The 16,456-nt window shown below is 62.1% G+C and carries 20 protein-coding genes; 14 read left to right on the forward strand and 6 right to left on the reverse strand.

Annotated elements, in window-relative coordinates:
* Positions 1 to 40: 40 nt before the first annotated feature.
* The 12 genes from ctaD to BN32_RS00415 all read left to right on the forward strand — a co-directional run bounded on the left by ctaD (position 41) and on the right by BN32_RS00415 (position 10,434).
* Positions 41 to 1,657 carry a cytochrome c oxidase subunit I gene (gene ctaD, locus BN32_RS00360; protein ID WP_019195245.1) on the forward strand — a complete coding sequence of 539 codons (1,617 nt, stop codon included), beginning with the start codon at positions 41 to 43 and terminating at the stop codon, positions 1,655 to 1,657.
* A gap of 77 nt (positions 1,658 to 1,734) precedes the next feature.
* Complete coding sequence (locus BN32_RS00365) at positions 1,735 to 2,676, forward strand: heme o synthase (RefSeq protein WP_019195246.1); 942 nt, start codon at positions 1,735 to 1,737, stop codon at positions 2,674 to 2,676.
* Positions 2,673 to 2,855, forward strand: a complete 183-nt coding sequence (locus BN32_RS00370) for a hypothetical protein (protein WP_019195247.1) — start codon at positions 2,673 to 2,675, stop codon at positions 2,853 to 2,855. Before BN32_RS00365 ends, BN32_RS00370 begins: the two co-directional genes overlap by 4 nt.
* Before the next feature lie 20 nt (positions 2,856 to 2,875).
* Positions 2,876 to 3,487 carry a cytochrome c oxidase assembly protein gene (locus BN32_RS00375; protein WP_040425754.1) on the forward strand — a complete coding sequence of 204 codons (612 nt, stop codon included), beginning with the start codon at positions 2,876 to 2,878 and terminating at the stop codon, positions 3,485 to 3,487.
* Between the two features lie 57 nt (positions 3,488 to 3,544).
* Positions 3,545 to 4,399, forward strand: coding sequence for a cytochrome c oxidase subunit 3 (locus tag BN32_RS00380; protein ID WP_019195249.1), 855 nt, complete (start codon positions 3,545 to 3,547; stop codon positions 4,397 to 4,399).
* 112 nt (positions 4,400 to 4,511) lie between these two features.
* Positions 4,512 to 4,907: a DUF983 domain-containing protein gene (locus tag BN32_RS00385; RefSeq protein WP_040425756.1), complete on the forward strand. Its 396-nt coding sequence runs from the start codon at positions 4,512 to 4,514 to the stop codon at positions 4,905 to 4,907.
* A gap of 46 nt (positions 4,908 to 4,953) precedes the next feature.
* Complete coding sequence (locus tag BN32_RS00390) at positions 4,954 to 5,715, forward strand: SURF1 family protein (RefSeq protein ID WP_019195251.1); 762 nt, start codon at positions 4,954 to 4,956, stop codon at positions 5,713 to 5,715.
* Between the two features lie 130 nt (positions 5,716 to 5,845).
* A complete protein-coding gene (thrC, locus tag BN32_RS00395) occupies positions 5,846 to 7,264 on the forward strand; it encodes a threonine synthase (RefSeq protein ID WP_040425758.1) in 1,419 nt (472 codons plus the stop codon).
* Positions 7,261 to 8,550: a M16 family metallopeptidase gene (locus BN32_RS00400; RefSeq protein ID WP_019195253.1), complete on the forward strand. Its 1,290-nt coding sequence runs from the start codon at positions 7,261 to 7,263 to the stop codon at positions 8,548 to 8,550. Before thrC ends, BN32_RS00400 begins: the two co-directional genes overlap by 4 nt.
* Before the next feature lie 23 nt (positions 8,551 to 8,573).
* On the forward strand, positions 8,574 to 8,972 hold the full coding sequence (locus BN32_RS00405; protein WP_019195254.1) for a YbaN family protein: 399 nt from the start codon (positions 8,574 to 8,576) through the stop codon (positions 8,970 to 8,972).
* 101 nt (positions 8,973 to 9,073) lie between these two features.
* Positions 9,074 to 9,661, forward strand: a complete 588-nt coding sequence (locus BN32_RS00410) for a GNAT family N-acetyltransferase (protein ID WP_040425760.1) — start codon at positions 9,074 to 9,076, stop codon at positions 9,659 to 9,661.
* Positions 9,662 to 9,762: 101 nt separating this feature from the next.
* Positions 9,763 to 10,434, forward strand: coding sequence for a hypothetical protein (locus BN32_RS00415; RefSeq protein ID WP_173405762.1), 672 nt, complete (start codon positions 9,763 to 9,765; stop codon positions 10,432 to 10,434).
* Between the two features lie 58 nt (positions 10,435 to 10,492).
* Here BN32_RS00415 and BN32_RS00420 read toward each other — a convergent pair whose 3' ends face one another.
* The 5 genes from BN32_RS00420 to BN32_RS00440 all read right to left on the reverse strand — a co-directional run bounded on the left by BN32_RS00420 (position 10,493) and on the right by BN32_RS00440 (position 13,130).
* Positions 10,493 to 10,975: a F0F1 ATP synthase subunit B family protein gene (locus BN32_RS00420; RefSeq protein ID WP_019195257.1), complete on the reverse strand. Its 483-nt coding sequence runs from the start codon at positions 10,973 to 10,975 to the stop codon at positions 10,493 to 10,495.
* 5 nt (positions 10,976 to 10,980) lie between these two features.
* The gene (locus tag BN32_RS00425) at positions 10,981 to 11,538 is read right to left on the reverse strand and encodes a F0F1 ATP synthase subunit B (RefSeq protein WP_019195258.1); all 558 of its coding nucleotides are present in this window, start codon (positions 11,536 to 11,538) and stop codon (positions 10,981 to 10,983) included.
* Positions 11,539 to 11,603: 65 nt separating this feature from the next.
* On the reverse strand, positions 11,604 to 11,831 hold the full coding sequence (locus BN32_RS00430; protein ID WP_019195259.1) for a F0F1 ATP synthase subunit C: 228 nt from the start codon (positions 11,829 to 11,831) through the stop codon (positions 11,604 to 11,606).
* 63 nt (positions 11,832 to 11,894) lie between these two features.
* The gene (locus BN32_RS00435) at positions 11,895 to 12,644 is read right to left on the reverse strand and encodes a F0F1 ATP synthase subunit A (protein ID WP_019195260.1); all 750 of its coding nucleotides are present in this window, start codon (positions 12,642 to 12,644) and stop codon (positions 11,895 to 11,897) included.
* Between the two features lie 102 nt (positions 12,645 to 12,746).
* Positions 12,747 to 13,130 (reverse strand): AtpZ/AtpI family protein, encoded by a 384-nt coding sequence (locus tag BN32_RS00440; protein WP_019195261.1) that lies wholly within the window; start codon positions 13,128 to 13,130, stop codon positions 12,747 to 12,749.
* A 279-nt stretch (positions 13,131 to 13,409) separates the two neighbouring features.
* On the opposite strand from BN32_RS00440, the gene BN32_RS00445 reads away from it, so the two are divergent.
* Positions 13,410 to 14,033, forward strand: a complete 624-nt coding sequence (locus BN32_RS00445; RefSeq protein WP_019195262.1) for a 2-hydroxychromene-2-carboxylate isomerase — start codon at positions 13,410 to 13,412, stop codon at positions 14,031 to 14,033.
* Positions 14,034 to 14,085: 52 nt separating this feature from the next.
* Positions 14,086 to 14,613: a hypothetical protein gene (locus BN32_RS00450; RefSeq protein ID WP_019195263.1), complete on the forward strand. Its 528-nt coding sequence runs from the start codon at positions 14,086 to 14,088 to the stop codon at positions 14,611 to 14,613.
* A 97-nt stretch (positions 14,614 to 14,710) separates the two neighbouring features.
* On the opposite strand, the gene BN32_RS00455 is transcribed toward BN32_RS00450, so the two are convergent.
* The gene (locus BN32_RS00455; protein ID WP_019195264.1) at positions 14,711 to 16,375 is read right to left on the reverse strand and encodes an MFS transporter; all 1,665 of its coding nucleotides are present in this window, start codon (positions 16,373 to 16,375) and stop codon (positions 14,711 to 14,713) included.
* Positions 16,376 to 16,456: the final 81 nt, after the last annotated feature.

The raw sequence follows: 16,456 nt of genomic DNA on the forward strand, positions 1-16,456 counted from the left end.
CGCAAGGCTGACGGGACTGCAAGGCTTAAAGGATTTGAAAATGGCCACCTCCGCTGCAACACATGATCACGCTCATGACGACCATGCGCACGATCACCCGACCGGGTGGCGGCGTTACGTCTATTCGACGAACCATAAGGACATCGGCACGATGTACCTTATCTTCGCGATCGTTGCGGGCCTCATTGGCGGCGCGATGTCGGTCGCGATCCGCATCGAGCTGATGTATCCCGGTGTGCAGCTCTTCCACGAAGCCCACACCTACAACGTGTTCGTGACCTCCCACGGCCTGATCATGATCTTCTTCATGGTGATGCCGGCGATGATCGGCGGTTTCGGCAACTGGTTCGTGCCCCTGATGATCGGTGCGCCGGATATGGCGTTCCCGCGCATGAACAACGTTTCGTTCTGGCTGCTGCCTGCTTCGTTTGCGCTGCTCCTGATCTCGACCTTCGTCGAGGGTGAGCCCGGAGGCAACGGTGTCGGCGCTGGCTGGACCATGTATGCGCCGCTCTCGACCTCGGGGCACCCCGGTCCGGCGGTCGATTTCGCGATTCTGTCGCTGCACATCGCTGGCGCATCGTCGATTCTCGGCGCCATCAACTTCATCACCACGATCTTCAACATGCGCGCGCCGGGCATGACCCTGCACAAGATGCCGCTGTTCGTATGGTCGATCCTCGTCACCGTGTTCCTGCTGCTGTTGTCGCTGCCGGTTCTGGCTGGCGCGATCACCATGCTGCTGACCGACCGCAACTTCGGCACCACGTTCTTCTCCGCTGAAGGCGGCGGCGATCCGGTGCTGTTCCAGCATCTGTTCTGGTTCTTCGGTCACCCCGAAGTGTACATCCTGATTCTGCCGGGCTTTGGCATGGTTTCGCAGATCGTCTCGACCTTCTCGCGCAAGCCGGTGTTTGGTTATCTCGGCATGGCCTACGCGATGGTCGCGATCGGCGGCATCGGCTTCGTGGTCTGGGCGCACCACATGTACACGGTGGGCATGTCGTCGGCGACGCAGGCCTATTTCGTCGCGGCGACCATGGTCATCGCGGTGCCGACCGGCGTGAAGATCTTCTCGTGGATCGCCACCATGTGGGGCGGTTCGATCGAATTCCGCGCTCCGATGATCTGGTCGATGGGCTTCATCTTCCTGTTCACGCTGGGCGGCGTGACCGGCGTGGTGCTCGCCAACGCCGGCGTCGATCGCGTTCTCCAGGATACCTATTACGTGGTCGCGCACTTCCATTACGTGCTGTCGCTCGGCGCGGTGTTCGCGATCTTCGCGGGCTGGTACTACTGGTTCCCGAAGATGTTCGGCTACATGTACAGCGAAGGCATCGCCAAGCTGCACTTCTGGGTCACCTTCATCGGCGTGAACCTGATCTTCTTCCCGCAGCATTTCCTCGGCCTGTCGGGCATGCCGCGCCGCTACATCGATTATCCCGATGCCTTCGCCGGATGGAATCTGGTCTCGTCGATCGGCTCGTACATCTCTGCGTTCGGCGTGCTGATCTTCATCTACGGCGTGATCCAGGCTTTCGCCCGCAAGGAGCAGGCCGCGGACAATCCGTGGGGTCCGGGTGCCACCACGCTGGAATGGACGCTGTCGTCGCCGCCGCCGTTCCATCAGTTCGAAGTTCTGCCGCGCGTTCAGTAAGCACGCGGCTGAGACAATGCATCCGCCGCGGCCAAGCGGCCACGGCGGATGAAACGTTCAGGAAGTGAGTTCAGATCTTGTCGATTGTCGACCATCACGCGATCGATCTGTCGCCTCGTATCTCCGAGGCTGGCGTCGCTGATTATATCGCGCTGCTGAAGCCGCGCGTGATGTCGCTGGTGGTGTTCACCGCGCTGGTGGGTCTCGTCATCGCGCCGGGCCATTTCCATCCGGTGCTGGCAATCACCTCGATCCTGTGCATCGCGGTCGGCGGCGGCGCGGCCGGTGCGCTGAACATGTGGTACGAGCACGATATCGACGCCCTGATGTCGCGCACCGCCAACCGCCCGATTCCGCGCGGCCGCATCCTGCCCGGCGAGGCGCTGGCCTTCGGCCTGACGCTGGCGTTCTTCTCGGTGATGACGCTCGGCATTCTGGTGAACTGGCTGGCCGGCGCGCTTCTGGCTTTCACCATCTTTTTCTATGTCGTGGTCTACACGATGTGGCTGAAGCGGTGGACCGCGCAAAACATTGTCATCGGTGGTGCTGCAGGCGCTCTGCCGCCGGTGGTGGCCTGGGCCGCGGCCACAGGCTCGCTGTCGCCCGAGCCGATTTTGCTGTTTCTGATCATCTTCCTGTGGACGCCGCCGCATTTCTGGGCGCTGGCGCTGTTCCGCACCGACGATTACCAGCGCGCCAACATCCCGATGCTGCCGAACGTCGCCGGTCCCGACGCGACGCGGCTGCAGATCCTGCTTTATACGATCCTGCTGGTGGCGGTTGCGGCGTCGCCCTGGCCACTGGGCTATTTCGACGCGATCTACGGCGTGACATCGCTGGTTCTTGGCGCGGGTATGCTCTGGTATGCCGTGAGTGTGTACCGTCATCGCACCGGCAGCGCCGGGCTGCGCGCCACGCGCGGGCTGTTCAAGTTCTCGATCCTGTATTTGTTCGGATTGTTCGCCGTGTTGCTGGCCGAAGTCGTGGTGTCCGCAGCCGCGCGGGCGATCTGGTCATGAGCGCGGGCGTCGTCATGGACAGCAAGAAACCGCCAGAGGGCATCGTTCTCACGCCGGAGCAGAAAAAGCGCCAACGCGAGCGGTCCATCGCCATAGCGCTGGCGCTGGGTGTGATGGTGCTGCTGTTTTTCGCGGTGACCATGGTGAAGGGTCCCATCGTCCTTCATCGGCCGCTGTGAACGGAGGCGATGCACAGGACATGACGCAGCAATCCACCAGCAAGGCGAAGCCGCGCATCAGCCGCGACGTCATGGTCGCGTCGATCTGCGGGTTCGTTGTCGCGTTCATGGTCGGCGCGTCCTACGCGGCCGTGCCGTTCTACGACTGGTTCTGCCGCGTCACCGGATTCAACGGCACCACGCAGGTCGCGACCTCCGCGCCTGAAAAGTCACTGGAGCGCCGCATCGCGGTTCGCTTCGACTCCAATGTCAGCGGCGGCCTGCCCTGGAAGTTCCAGCCGGAGCAGACCGAGATCAGCGTCAAGATCGGTGAGGTCGTCACCGTCTATTACACCGTCACCAACCAGGCTGCGCGCACGACCACGGGAGTGGCCGCCTACAATGTCGCGCCCCTCACGGTCGGCGCGTTCTTCCAGAAGATCAATTGCTTCTGCTTCACCGAGCAATCGTTCGGTCCCGGCGAGAAGCGCGAGATGGCGGTGGTGTTCTATGTCGATCCGGCGCTCGCCGCCGATCGCGAATATGACGACCTGAACACCATCACCCTGTCCTATACGTTCTACCCTGTGAAAGATCCGGCACCGAAGCCGCTGGCGGCGACAGAGACGGACAAGCGCAAGGGCAATCTTTGAGTTTTCGGCTTTAACTGCGACACGCGCCGGATCACACCGGCATCACGGAGAGACCAAATGGCAACGGGCCAAGCCAAACACCACGATTATCATCTCGTCGATCCGAGCCCGTGGCCGGTCGTCGGCTCCATCTCGGCCTTCATTATGGCCGTGGGTGCTGTCGCATGGATGCACAAGATGTTCGCCGGCGCGCCGATCGTGTTCGGCGTCGGCACCATCGGCGTTCTCTACACGATGGCAAGCTGGTGGGCCGACGTGATCCGCGAGGCGCAGTATAAGGGCGACCATACCCGCGTGGTGCAGTTGCATCACCGCTACGGCATGATCCTGTTCATCGCTTCCGAAGTGATGTTCTTCGTGGCGTGGTTCTGGGCCTATTTCAATGCGGCGCTGTTCCCGGCCGATCCGGTTCACGTCACCCGCGAGGCGCTGTTCGGCGGCGTGTGGCCCCCGAAAGGCATCGAGACCTTCGACCCGTGGCATCTGCCCCTGCTCAACACGCTGATCCTGCTGACCTCCGGCACCACGGTGACCTGGGCGCATCACGCGCTGCTCGAGGGCGACCGCAAGGGCCTGAAGTGGGGCCTGATTCTCACTGTCGCCCTCGGCGCGCTGTTCACCTGCGTGCAGGCCTATGAGTACAGCCACGCGGCGTTCAGCTTCGCGGGCAACGTCTACGGCGCGACCTTCTTCATGGCCACGGGCTTCCATGGCTTCCACGTGCTGGTCGGCACCATCTTCCTGCTGGTGTGTTTGTTCCGCGCCTATGCCGGACACTTCACGCCGCAGCAGCATCTCGGCTTCGAGTTCGCCGCCTGGTACTGGCACTTCGTCGACGTGGTCTGGCTGTTCCTGTTCATCGCTATCTATGTCTGGGGACATGGCGCATCGACCATGGCTGGCGCGCACTGATCTCGCGCTGGTTTATCGATCAGGGCGGCCTTCGGGTCGCCCTTTTTCGTGAGCGCTTTGCCCTTGCGGGGGCGTGGCAGCGGGCGTAGCGAAGGCCGATGAGAACAGCGCCATGATCGATCATCCAGCGACCGCGAGCGTGTCACAGGCTGCGCTGCGCGGCCTCGCCTGCAAGTGCCCGCGTTGCGGCAATGGCAAGCTCTATGCGGGATTCCTCACGCTGCGCCCGCGCTGCGACCGCTGCGGCCTTGACTACGCCTTCATTGATGCGGGGGATGGCCCGGCCGTGTTCATCATCATGATCGCGGGGTTTATCGTGGTCGGCTCGGCGCTGGTCGTTGAAATCAAGTATCAGCCGCCGTTCTGGGTGCATGCTGCGTTGTGGGGGCCGCTGATTCTGGCGACGACCCTGCTGCCGCTGCGGTCGATGAAGGCGCTCCTCATCGCCTTGCAGTATCACCACAAGGCCGCCGAAGGTCAGATCATCGAACGCAAACCGGACGCATGATCCGGAAAAGTGGGAGCCGGTTTTCCGAGATCATGCGTGAACAAACATGACACAAGAAATTAGAGCTACGCGCCAGCGTGGCATTTTCGGTCTTGCCGTGATCGCACTGGTCATGGTGTCGGTGCTCGCCGGCCTCGGCGTCTGGCAGCTTCGCCGCAAGGACGAGAAGCACGCACTGATCGCCGCTTTGACCGAACGGCTTGCCAAGGAACCGGTTGCGTTGCCGTCCGCGGCCGCATGGCCCACGCTCACGCCAGCCCATGACGAATTTTCGCGCATCAAATTCAGCGCGACGTTCGAGGCGAAGCCCGATGCCATGGTGTACAGCTCCGGCTCCGCGGTGCGCGATGATATTACCGGGCCGGGGACATGGGCCTTCATGCCGGCTCGGCTCGCCGATGGGCGCCGCGTGGTCATCAACGCCGGCTTTGTGCAGAACACGATGCAGGATCGCGCGCAGCAGGACCGTGCGGTGTCGCGGCTTGTCACAGGCGCGCCGGTTGAGCTGACCGGCTATCTCCGTTTTCCGGAAGAGGCCAGCACACTGACGCCGAGGGAAGATAGCGGCAAGCGGCTGTGGTTCGTGCGCGATCATCATTCGATGGCGCAGGTGCTGGCGTGGGGCGACGTCGCGCCCTTCTATGTCGATCTCGAATCGCCACAGCCTGCCACGGGCAGTCCGAAGCCGGGTCCGCTGCACGTGCAGCTCAAGGACAACCATCTGCAGTACGCCATCACGTGGTTCGGTCTGGCCCTCGTGGTTGCGGCAGCCTTCGGCTTCTGGGTCGCAGGCCAGCGCCGGGCTTGATCCAGCCTGGTTTGGATTCTTGTGAAGCCGGGGCGCAGCCGATATGGTGCAGCTCGACTTTGCCCATGGCAAAGTTATTAACCCATCATTATCAAAGGCTTGCGACAGGCTTGAGCCTTTGGAGGATCGCTTGACGAGCTATATTTCGACACGGGGCGAAGCTCCCCGGCTGGGCTTCTGTGACGTGATGCTGACCGGGCTCGCCCGCGACGGCGGCCTGTATGTACCCGAGGTTTGGCCGCAGCTCAGCCCCGAGACCATTGCCGGGTTTTTCGGTCGCCCCTATTGGGAAGTCGCCGTCGAGGTGATCCGCCCGTTCGTTGCGGGCGAGATTTCGGAAGCCGATCTTGGCCGCATGGCTGTTGAAGCCTACGCCACGTTCCGTCATCCGGCGGTGGTGCCGCTCAGTCAGATCGGCCCGCACCAGTTCGTGCTCGAATTGTTTCACGGGCCGACGCTCGCGTTCAAGGACGTAGCGATGCAACTGCTGTCGCGGCTGATGGATCACGTACTGGCGAAACGCGGCCAGCGCACCACTATCGTGGTTGCGACCTCGGGCGACACCGGCGGCGCTGCGGTCGATGCATTCGCAGGCCGCGACAATGCCGATCTCATTGTGCTGTTTCCGAACGGTCGCATTTCCGACGTGCAGCGGCGCATGATGACCACCAGCGGCGCGGCTAATGTCCATGCGCTGGCCATCGAAGGCAACTTCGACGACTGTCAGGGAATCGTGAAGGGCCTTTTCAATCACCACAAGTTCCGCGATTCTGTCTCGCTGTCCGGCGTGAACTCGATCAACTGGGCGCGCATCGTTGCGCAGGTGGTTTACTACTTCACTTCCGCGGTTGCTTTGGGCGCGCCCGCGCGCGAGGTGGACTTCACCGTGCCCACCGGCAACTTCGGCGACATCTTCGCGGGCTATGTCGCCAAGCGCATGGGTCTTCCGGTCCGGCGTTTGCGCATTGCCGCCAACGTCAACGACATCCTGGCGCGTACGCTCAAGACCGGCATCTACGAGGTGAAGCAGGTTCATGCCACGACGTCGCCATCGATGGACATTCAGATCTCGTCCAATTTCGAGCGGTTGCTGTTCGAAGCCACCGGCCGCGACAGCGCCGCCATTCGCGCGATGATGGGGGCACTGGCGCAGTCGGGCCGCTTCGTGCTGAGCGATGCGGTGCTGAAGCAGGTTCGCGAAGATTTCGATGCAGGCCGCGCCGACGAGACGGAAACCAGCGCTGCGATCCGTGCAGCCTGGCGTGAAGCAGGTGAACTGGTGGATCCGCACACAGCGGTGGCACTGGCGGTCGCGGATCAGGACAAGCCGGTATCGACGGTGCCGAATATCGTGCTCTCGACGGCCCATGCCGCGAAGTTCCCCGATGCCGTCGAGGCGGCATGCGGGGTTCGTCCGCCGCTGCCGGCCTGGCTCGACGGGTTGATGACAAAGTCCGAACACATCAAGGTCATGAAGAACGACCAGACGGAGGTCGAGCGGTTCATTCTCTCGGTGAGCCGGGCCGCGAAGCAGGGAGCCGCCGGATGAGCGTCAACGTCACCAAGCTGGCCTCCGGACTGACGGTGGTCACCGATACGATGGCGCATTTGGAGACCGCGGCGCTCGGCGTGTGGGCTGGCGTCGGCGGCCGCGACGAGAAGCCGGACGAGCACGGTATCTCGCATCTGCTCGAGCACATGGCTTTCAAGGGTACCACGCGGCGCACCTCGCAGCAGATCGCCGAGGAAATCGAGGCGGTCGGCGGCGATCTCAATGCTGCAACCAGCAACGAATCCACCGCTTATTATGCACGTGTGCTGAAAGCCGACGTGCCGCTGGCGCTCGACGTGCTGTCGGACATTCTCGCCAATCCGTCGTTCGACTCCGAGGAGCTTGAGCGCGAGAAAGGCGTCATCGAGCAGGAAATCGGCGCGGCGCAGGATACGCCGGACGACGTGATCTTCGAGCATCTCAGCGAACTGTGTTATCCAGACCAGCCGCTGGGCCGTTCGCTGCTCGGAACGCCGCAGACGCTTGCCAGTTTCAATCGCGACAATCTGCATAACTACCTGTCGACGCACTATCGCGGCCCCGAAATGGTGGTCGCTGCGGCCGGCGCAGTCGATCACAAGCAAGTTGTTTCCGAGGTTGAGCAGCGCTTCGCGAGCTTCGCCGACACGCCGGCGCCGAAGCCGGCTCCGGCGATGTTCGGCAAGGGCGGCTCGCGCGTTGTTCACCGCGACCTCGAACAGGCGCATCTGACGCTGGCGCTCGAAGGTGTGCCGCAATCGGATCTGTCGCTGTTCAGCGTGCAGGTTTTCTCGAACATCCTCGGCGGTGGCATGTCATCGCGCCTGTTCCAGGAGGTTCGCGAGAAGCGTGGGCTTTGCTATTCGATCTACACATTCCACGCCGCCTATGCCGACACCGGATTTTTCGGACTCTATACCGGGACAGATCCCGCCGATGCGCCGGAGATGGTGGAAGTCATCGTCGATGAAATGAACAACGCGGTCGAGACGCTGACCGAAAAGGAGATCGCCCGCTCCAAGGCGCAGATGAAGGCTGGCCTTCTGATGGGAATGGAGAGCTGCAGCGCTCGCGCCGAGCAGATGGCGCGGCATATGCTGGCCTATGGGCGTCCGCTGACGGTGGACGAACTGGTAGCGCGGATCGATGCAGTCAACGTGGAATCGACCCGCAATGCCGCGCGGGGTTTGCTGAGCCGCAGCCGTCCTGCGGTGGTGGCGTTGGGCGGAGGCCGCGGGCTCGATACCGCGGTCAGCTTGGCCGAGGGCCTGGCGCGCCCGAAGGCCAAGGCGCTGCTGCACTGACGCGGGACCCCGCATGTGACGAGGTGAGTGGCGATCCTGCCGGAAAGGTTTCGCGCTTCCCGCGTCTTGTGCGGGCCCTGTTCCTTGGTTTTGGATTCGCCTTCGTTGCGCTTGGCGTTATCGGTGCATTTCTGCCGGTGCTGCCGACGACGCCTTTCCTGATTCTGGCGGCGGCGTGCTTCGCGCGGTCTTCTCCGCGGTTCGAGACCTGGCTTCTGGAGCATGAGCGCTTTGGGCCGACCCTGCGCGCGTGGCGTTCGCGCGGCGCCATTCCTCGCAGGGCGAAGCTGGCTGCGCTTGCCGGGATCATCGTCGGTTTCACCCTGTTCTGGATTACCGCCAATCCTGGCTTACCGCTCGCGCTAGCTGTCGGCGGCTTGATGCTGACGGGCTTCGTTTATGTGTTTTCGAGGCCGTCGTAGTGTTTCGATCGCACTGCTGCCGGATCGGAATGGCCGGAAGATTGTGCTAGAATAGGTACGTGGATGCGTATCTGCATCCGGACACGGAAGGAGGGTCCGGCATGGCCCTGTTTCGCTTGCCCACGACAACGGCTCCGGCGCTCGCCCCGCGCGGACACGGCCTTCTGCTGCGCGCGCCGCAAATGCCCGATTACCCGCAGTGGAGCCAACTGCGCGAGATCAGCCGGACGTTTCTGACGCCGTGGGAGCCGATCTGGCCATCCGATGACCTGACCCGTTCGGGATTCCGCCGCCGGCTGCGGCGCTACGCCGAGGATATCGCCGAGGACAGGGCTTATCCCTTTCTGGTGATTCGCGAGGACGACGGAGCGCTGGTCGGGGGAGTCACGCTTGCCAATGTGCGGCGCGGAATCGTTCAGGCAGGGACCCTCGGCTACTGGATCGGCCAGCCCCATGCAGGCAAGGGCTATATGACCGCAGCGCTCCGGGTGCTGTTGCCGACCCTGTTCGGTGAACTCAACCTGCACCGCATCGAGGCGGCCTGTATCCCGACCAATCAGTCCTCAATCCGGGTTCTCGAGAAATGCGGCTTCGCTCGCGAGGGACTGGCCCGGCGTTATCTCTGCATCAACGGGGTCTGGCAGGACCATTGTCTGTATGGCCTGCTGGACGAGGATTTCCGCGGTTAACCAGCGTGCCGAAGCGCGCCTTGTGCCTTTGGTTCGCCGTCTTTGCCCTGCTATAAGGCCCCCAGTTCCTTTCCGATCTTTTCGGCCAACTGGAAGCAATGATGGCGGGTGGCAGGCGATTGAAGCGCGCAGCGATGGCTGCGCTGGCCGTGGCAGCGAGCACGGCGCTGTCCGGCTGCGGCGGTGGCAGCATGTTCGGCGGTTCATCCGGGAGCTCATCGACGAGTTCGTCGATCGGCAGCAGGTTCAGCCAGTTGTTCGGTTCGAAATCGCAGGAAGCCACCACGTCATCCACGCCATCGTCGCAGGCGACCGAGAACAGCGATCTGAGCTGCCCCAGCGTTGCGATCCGTTTCGGCGCTTCCACGCTCGCGGTCGGCTCGCCAGGCAAGCCCGCATCCGGCAACGATCTGCGCTATCAGGGATCGATCACGCGCACTGCGCGCGACTGCAATCTGCAAGGCGGTCAGATCACTGCGCGAATCGGCATCATGGGTCGCATTATCGCCGGACCTGCGGGTGCGCCGCCGACCGTCGACGTGCCGATGCGTGTGGCCGTCGTGCAGGAAGGCGCGCCGGAGAAGGTCATCGTCACCAAGGCGTTCCGGACCACGGTGACAATGGAAGGCGAAAACACCGAGTTCAGCATCGTTGCCGAAGACGTCGTCTATCCGACGCCCACTGAGGCTGCGAACGACAAGTACATCTTCTACGTCGGCTTCGACCCGGCGGCACTAAAGCCTGAACCCGCTGCGCGCAAGCGGAAGAAATAACAATAAAAAGAAAGCCGGCCTCAACGAGGCCGGCTTTTGTTGAGATCGCGTGAGATCGTCAGTTCAGCTTGCTGCGAACGTCCTGGATGCCCTTGGCGATCAGGCCGTCGGCGACCGAACCCTTGACCGACTGCGTCATGATCGAGGACGCTGCGGTCACTGCGGCTTCGGCAGCAGCCGCGCGGACGTCGGCAATCGCCTGGCTTTCGGCCTGGGCGATCTTGCTTTCCGCGGTCTTGGTGCGGCGGGCGACGAAATCTTCCATCTTCGCCTTGGCTTCGGCCGCGATGCGCTCGGCATCGGCCTTGGCGCTCGTGATGATGTCCTGTGCTTCACGCTCGGCGCTGGCGCGGCGTGCCCGATACTCGGCAACCAGTTTCGTAGCCTCTTCCTTGAGGCGACGTGCGTCGTCGAGTTCCTTTTTGATGCGATCGCGGCGGTGATCGAGCGCCTCTAGGATGGTGCGGTGGACGCCGAAGTAGCCGAACACACCCATCAGGATGACGAAAGCGACGGCGACCCAGAATTCTGCTTGGAACATCGTCGTTATCCCTTCAAGGACGCATCGACGGCGCTATCGACAGTCTTGCTGTCGGGCGCAACGCCCGTGAGACGTTGAACGATAGCCGTTGCCGCGTCCGATGCGATCGAGCGGACGTTGCCCATCGCGGTTGCGCGCGTTGAGGCAATGGTCTTTTCGGCATCGGCCAGTTTGGCTGCGAGGCTGGTCTCCAGCGACTTGCGGTCGCTTTCGGCCTGCGCGTTCAGCTTGTCGCGTGTCTCGGATCCGATGGCCTGAGCCCGCGCCCGCGCATCGGCAAGCTCGGTTTCATAAGCCTTCAGAGCCTGATCGGACTCGTCCTTCAGCTTCTGCGCCTCGGTGAGATCGTTTTCGATCACGCCTTCGCGGTTCGAGATAATGCCGCCGACGCGCGGAAGCGCGAACTTCGACACAATGAAGTAAAGCAACGCAAAGGCGATCGCGAACGACACCAGCTGCGAGGCAAACGTCTCCTTCTGGAAAGGCGGGAAACCCGCCTTGCCATGGCCGTCTGCTTCGGTGTGGGCGGTCGTGCCCTTTGCAGTGCCCTGACCCGTCGCCATGAGCTTCTCCTGTAGGCGTCAGCCGCGGCGCGTTAACGGCCCCGCGGCGAACGCATCATCTGAAATCAGACGGCGAACAGCAGCAGCAGCGCAACCAGCAGCGAGAAGATGCCGAGCGCTTCCGTCACGGCGAAGCCGAAAATCAGGTTCGCGAACTGGCCCTGCGAGGCCGACGGGTTGCGAAGCGCACCGTTCAGGAACTGGCTGAAGATCATGCCGACGCCGATACCTGCGCCGCCCATGCCGAGACAAGCGATGCCGGCGCCGATGTACTTTGCTGCAACTGGATCCATGGTGAAACTCCTTCTTGGGGTGTTGATGTCAGTAGATGAGTGAAATCCGGCCAGTGTCTGAAGTCAGTGTCCGGGATGAAGTGCGTCGTTGAGGTAGATGCAGGTCAGGAGGGTGAAGACGTAGGCCTGCAGGAAAGCCACGAGAATGTCGAGGCCGGTCAGTGCGGTAGTCATCGCCAGCGGCAATACCGAACCGAAAATGCCGAGCGTTCCGAGCGCGCTCAGCGACGTCACGAAGCCCGCGAACACCTTGAGGGTGATGTGACCCGCCAGCATGTTGGCGAACAGACGCACCGAATGGGATACCGGCCGCGACAGAAACGAGATGACCTCGATCACCATGATCAGCGGCAGGATGTAAAGCGGAATGCCTGACGGGACGAATAGCTTGAAGAATTTCAGGCCGTTCTTGTAGAGGCCATAGATCAGAACCGTGAGAAACACCATCAGCGCCAGCGCGACCGTCACGATGAGGTGGCTGGTCACTGTAAAGGTGTAGGGAATGATGCCGATCATGTTTGCTGTCAGGATGAACATGAAGAGCGAGAACACGAGGGGGAAGAACTTCATGCCTTCGTCGCCGACGCTTTCTCTCAGCGTGTTCCCGACGAATTCATAGGTCAATTCGGCGACGGACTGGAAACGGGTGGGGATCAGGTGGCGTCCGGCACTGCCGCCGATCATCAGCAGCGAGACGACGGCGACCGCGCCGAACATGTAGGCTGACGAATTGGTGAACGCGATCTCCTGACCGCCGATGTGGCCCAGCGAGAAGATCTTGTGGATCTCAAATTGATGGATCGGATCGGCCATCCACGTTCGTCTTTCATCTTTGCCGGCATGCCGGACAGTAACACCCGCCAGCGAACTGGCTTGAAATTCCAGGCGATTCCCAGGGCCTGTCGCGGGACCCTGTCAGGAGCGGTCGGACGCGTCGCTGTTTGCAACGCCGGCTGCCCGCATCACGTTGATCACGCCGGCGGTGAAGCCGAGCAGAAAAAACACGATCAGACCCCAGGGGGAAGTCGACAAGAGACGGTCGATGCCCCAGCCAATAACCGCTCCGACAAGGACACCTGCAATCAATTCGGAGGAGAGGCGAAACCCCCGGGCCATCGCAGATGCGTTGGCCGAGGCTGCCCCGCTTCCTGACTGATCTGTCTGGTTCTTGCGATCTTTCCGGATGTCGGAAAGCCGATGATTCAGACGGTCGAGCCTTGCGGAGAGCGCAGCTTCGTCGGCAGGCGGTTTGTCTCGTTCACCCTCGCCGCGACCGTTGTTGTGCGTGCCGTTCGCCATTGCTGTCGACACCCCACCCCCGTCGCGCGATTCCAAAGAAAAACGCCCCGCCACCCACGGAAACCGCGCGGACCATACTGACCGCCTACGGTCAAGTCAAGATTGCCAGATTGACAGGTATCGCCTTGAAATAACTTGCAAAACTGGAGAAAAAATCCAGCTGCTGCGCGCACTCGCCGCACTGCGATAATCGTAACACACAATGTCGCGCCTCCCGGTGCGATTTGGCTCGGTTGTGATAAGACCGAAGCTTCCTGAAATCGTGCAGCCGGAGGACCGATGTCGCGCCAGATTGACTACTATTTTTCCATCCAGTCGCCCTGGGCTTACATCGGGCATGCGTTGTTTCAGGACCTGGCCGCCACGCATCAGTTGAAGGTCAACTACAAGCCGGTCGTCCTTGTCGATCTGTTTTCCGAAACCGGCGGGCTGCCGCTGGCGAAGCGCCATCCGGCACGGCAACGCTATCGTTTCATGGAGATGCAGCGCTGGCGGGAGAAGCGCGGCCTGAATTTCCATATCCAGCCGAAGCACTGGCCGTTCAATGTGCGGCTTGCGGACGGCGCGGTGATCGCTGCGATCGCGGCGGGATTGAATCCCGAACCGCTTCTGCGCCGTGCGTATATCGGCGTGTGGGAACAGCAACTCGATCTTTCCGATGGGGCCACCGTGACGCGGCTGGCCGACGAGGCGGGGCTGCCGGGCGCCAAGATCGTGGCCCACGCGGCTTCGGACGAAATCGGGGCGATCTACGACCAGAACCGTCAGGATGCGATTGAGGCCGGTGTGTTCGGTTCGCCGGCCTGGGTTCTCGACGGCGAGGTTTTCTGGGGACAAGATCGGATCGAATTGCTCGCGGACGCGTTGAAATCTGGTCGCAAAGCCTACACCTCTGACGTTTGAGACGAAGACGGGGACGATTGCGGGGAGGGCGGAGCCCATGCGTCCAGATAAGATGACTGTTGAAGCCTTCGCCACCGCCGCGATCCGTCCGGCCGGTCTTGCAGCGATGATGCTGGCGGCGACGTTGATGTTCGGTCATGAGGCGCGCGCCCAGGTCGCGCCTGACACCGAGAATGGCCGTTACACATTGTCGCCGGTCACGGATGGATTCCTGCGGCTCGATACCCGCAATGGGGTGATGTCGATCTGCACCAACAAGAGCGGCTGGATCTGCCGGCTGGTGCCGGACGAGCGAGCCGCGCTCGATACAGAGATTGGTCGGCTCCAAACCGATAACAAGAACTTGCGGGAGCAACTGGCCCAGCGCGACACCGTCACCGGCAAGACCGATGCGCCGCTCGCCAAGGAAGATTCAAAAAAGAGCGCACAGGCGTCGCCAGACAGCAAGGCATCGCCCGGGAGGATCGAACTGCAATTGCCGCCCGAGCATGAAAAGCTGCTGGCGCTGATCGACCGGGTCTGGGATCGCCTGATCGAGATGGCGGTTCGTCTTCAGAAGCGGTTGTCCGAGAAGATCTGAAGTTTACGCGACACAAAAAAGACGGCCGCGGAGCGATCCGCGGCCGATATGTTTTGGATGGATGATCAGGCGGAGCGTGCCGCCTGACCTTCAATCGTTACTTGGAGATGTCGACGTCCTTGGTTTCCGGCAGGAAGAAGAAGCCTACCACCACCGTGATCAATGCGAAGATCACCGGGTACCAGAGACCCGAGTAGATATCGCCTGTTGATGCCACGATCGCGAACGATGTCGCGGGCAACAGACCGCCGAACCAGCCGTTGCCGATGTGATAGGGCAGCGACATCGACGTGTACCGGATCTTGGTCGGGAACAGTTCGACCAGCATCGCGGCGATCGGGCCGTAGACCATCGTGACGAAAATCACGAGGACGAACAGCAGGCCGATGATGGCAGCCACTTGCGGCCGGAAGATATCGAATGGATGCGACATCTTCACAAGCGTCGGGTTGGCGCCGCGCTTCGGATAACCGGCCGCCTGGAGGGCAGCGGTCGCGCCGGCATTCGAGTCCGCCGGCTTGGTGTAAGGCACCTCAGTGCCGTTAACTGAGATCTTCACCGGCGAACCGGCGGGGCCGGCAACGGTGTCATACTTGACCGAGGACTTCGCGAGGAAGTCGCGGGCAAGATCGCAAGGTGCCGAGAACACGCGGGTGCCGACCGGGTTGAACAGATCGCCGCAGCCCTTCGGATCGGCGATAACCGACACCTTCACGGTCTCGATGGCCTTTTCCAACTGCGGGTTGGCGTTGGAGGAGATCATGCGGAAGATCGGGAAGAATGTCAGCGCCGCGATCAGGCAGCCTGCCAGGATGATCGGCTTACGGCCGATCTTGTCCGACAGCGCGCCGAACACGATGAAGAAGCCGGTGCCCAGCAGCAGCGACCATGCAATCAGCAGGTTCGCCGTGTAACCGTCGACCTGCAGAATCGATTGCAGGAAGAACAGCGCGTAGAACTGGCCAGTGTACCAGACCACGCCCTGGCCCATCACGCCGCCGAACAGTGCGATCAGCACGATCTTGGCGTTGCTCCAGCGCGCGAAGGATTCGGTCAGCGGAGCCTTTGAGCCCTTGCCCTCGTCCTTCATCTTCTGGAAGACCGGCGATTCGTTCAACTTTAGCCGGATCACGACGGAGACGCCGAGCAACACGACCGAGAGCAGGAACGGAATGCGCCAGCCCCAGGCTGCGAAGTCGGCTTCACCGAGTATCGTACGGGTGAAGAGAATGACGAGTAGCGACAGGAACAGGCCGAGCGTCGCCGTCGTCTGAATAAACGAGGTGTAGTAACCGCGTTTTCCTGGAGGCGAATGTTCCGCGACGTAGGTGGCCGCGCCGCCGTATTCGCCGCCGAGCGCGAGGCCCTGCAGCAGGCGCAGGATGATCAGGATGATCGGAGCCGCGATGCCGATGGTGGCTGCGTTCGGGAGCAGGCCGACGATGAAGGTCGACAGACCCATAATCAGGATCGTGACGAGGAAGGTGTATTTGCGACCGACGATGTCGCCGATGCGTCCGAACACGATGGCGCCGAACGGGCGAACCAGGAAGCCTGCGGCGAACGCAAGCAGCGCGAAGATGTCACGGGTGGCTGGCGGATAGGCACTGAAGAACTGTGCGCCGATGATCGCGGCCAGTGAGCCGTAGAGGTAAAAATCGTACCATTCAAAGACGGTGCCGAGCGATGATGCGAAGATGACGAAACGTTCGTCCTTCGTCATGCCGCCCGCCCGCGGCGAGGTTGTAGTCATGGTGGCCATTTCGATGCTCCCCAAAAGACGTTGCTGAAAAAATCGCCCCTGCGCGCCGTTCTTTGGCCGGCTCATAAGCGCGAGAAGTTC

It is taken from the genome of Afipia birgiae 34632, assembly GCF_000308295.2.
GTDB lineage: Bacteria > Pseudomonadota > Alphaproteobacteria > Rhizobiales > Xanthobacteraceae > Afipia > Afipia birgiae.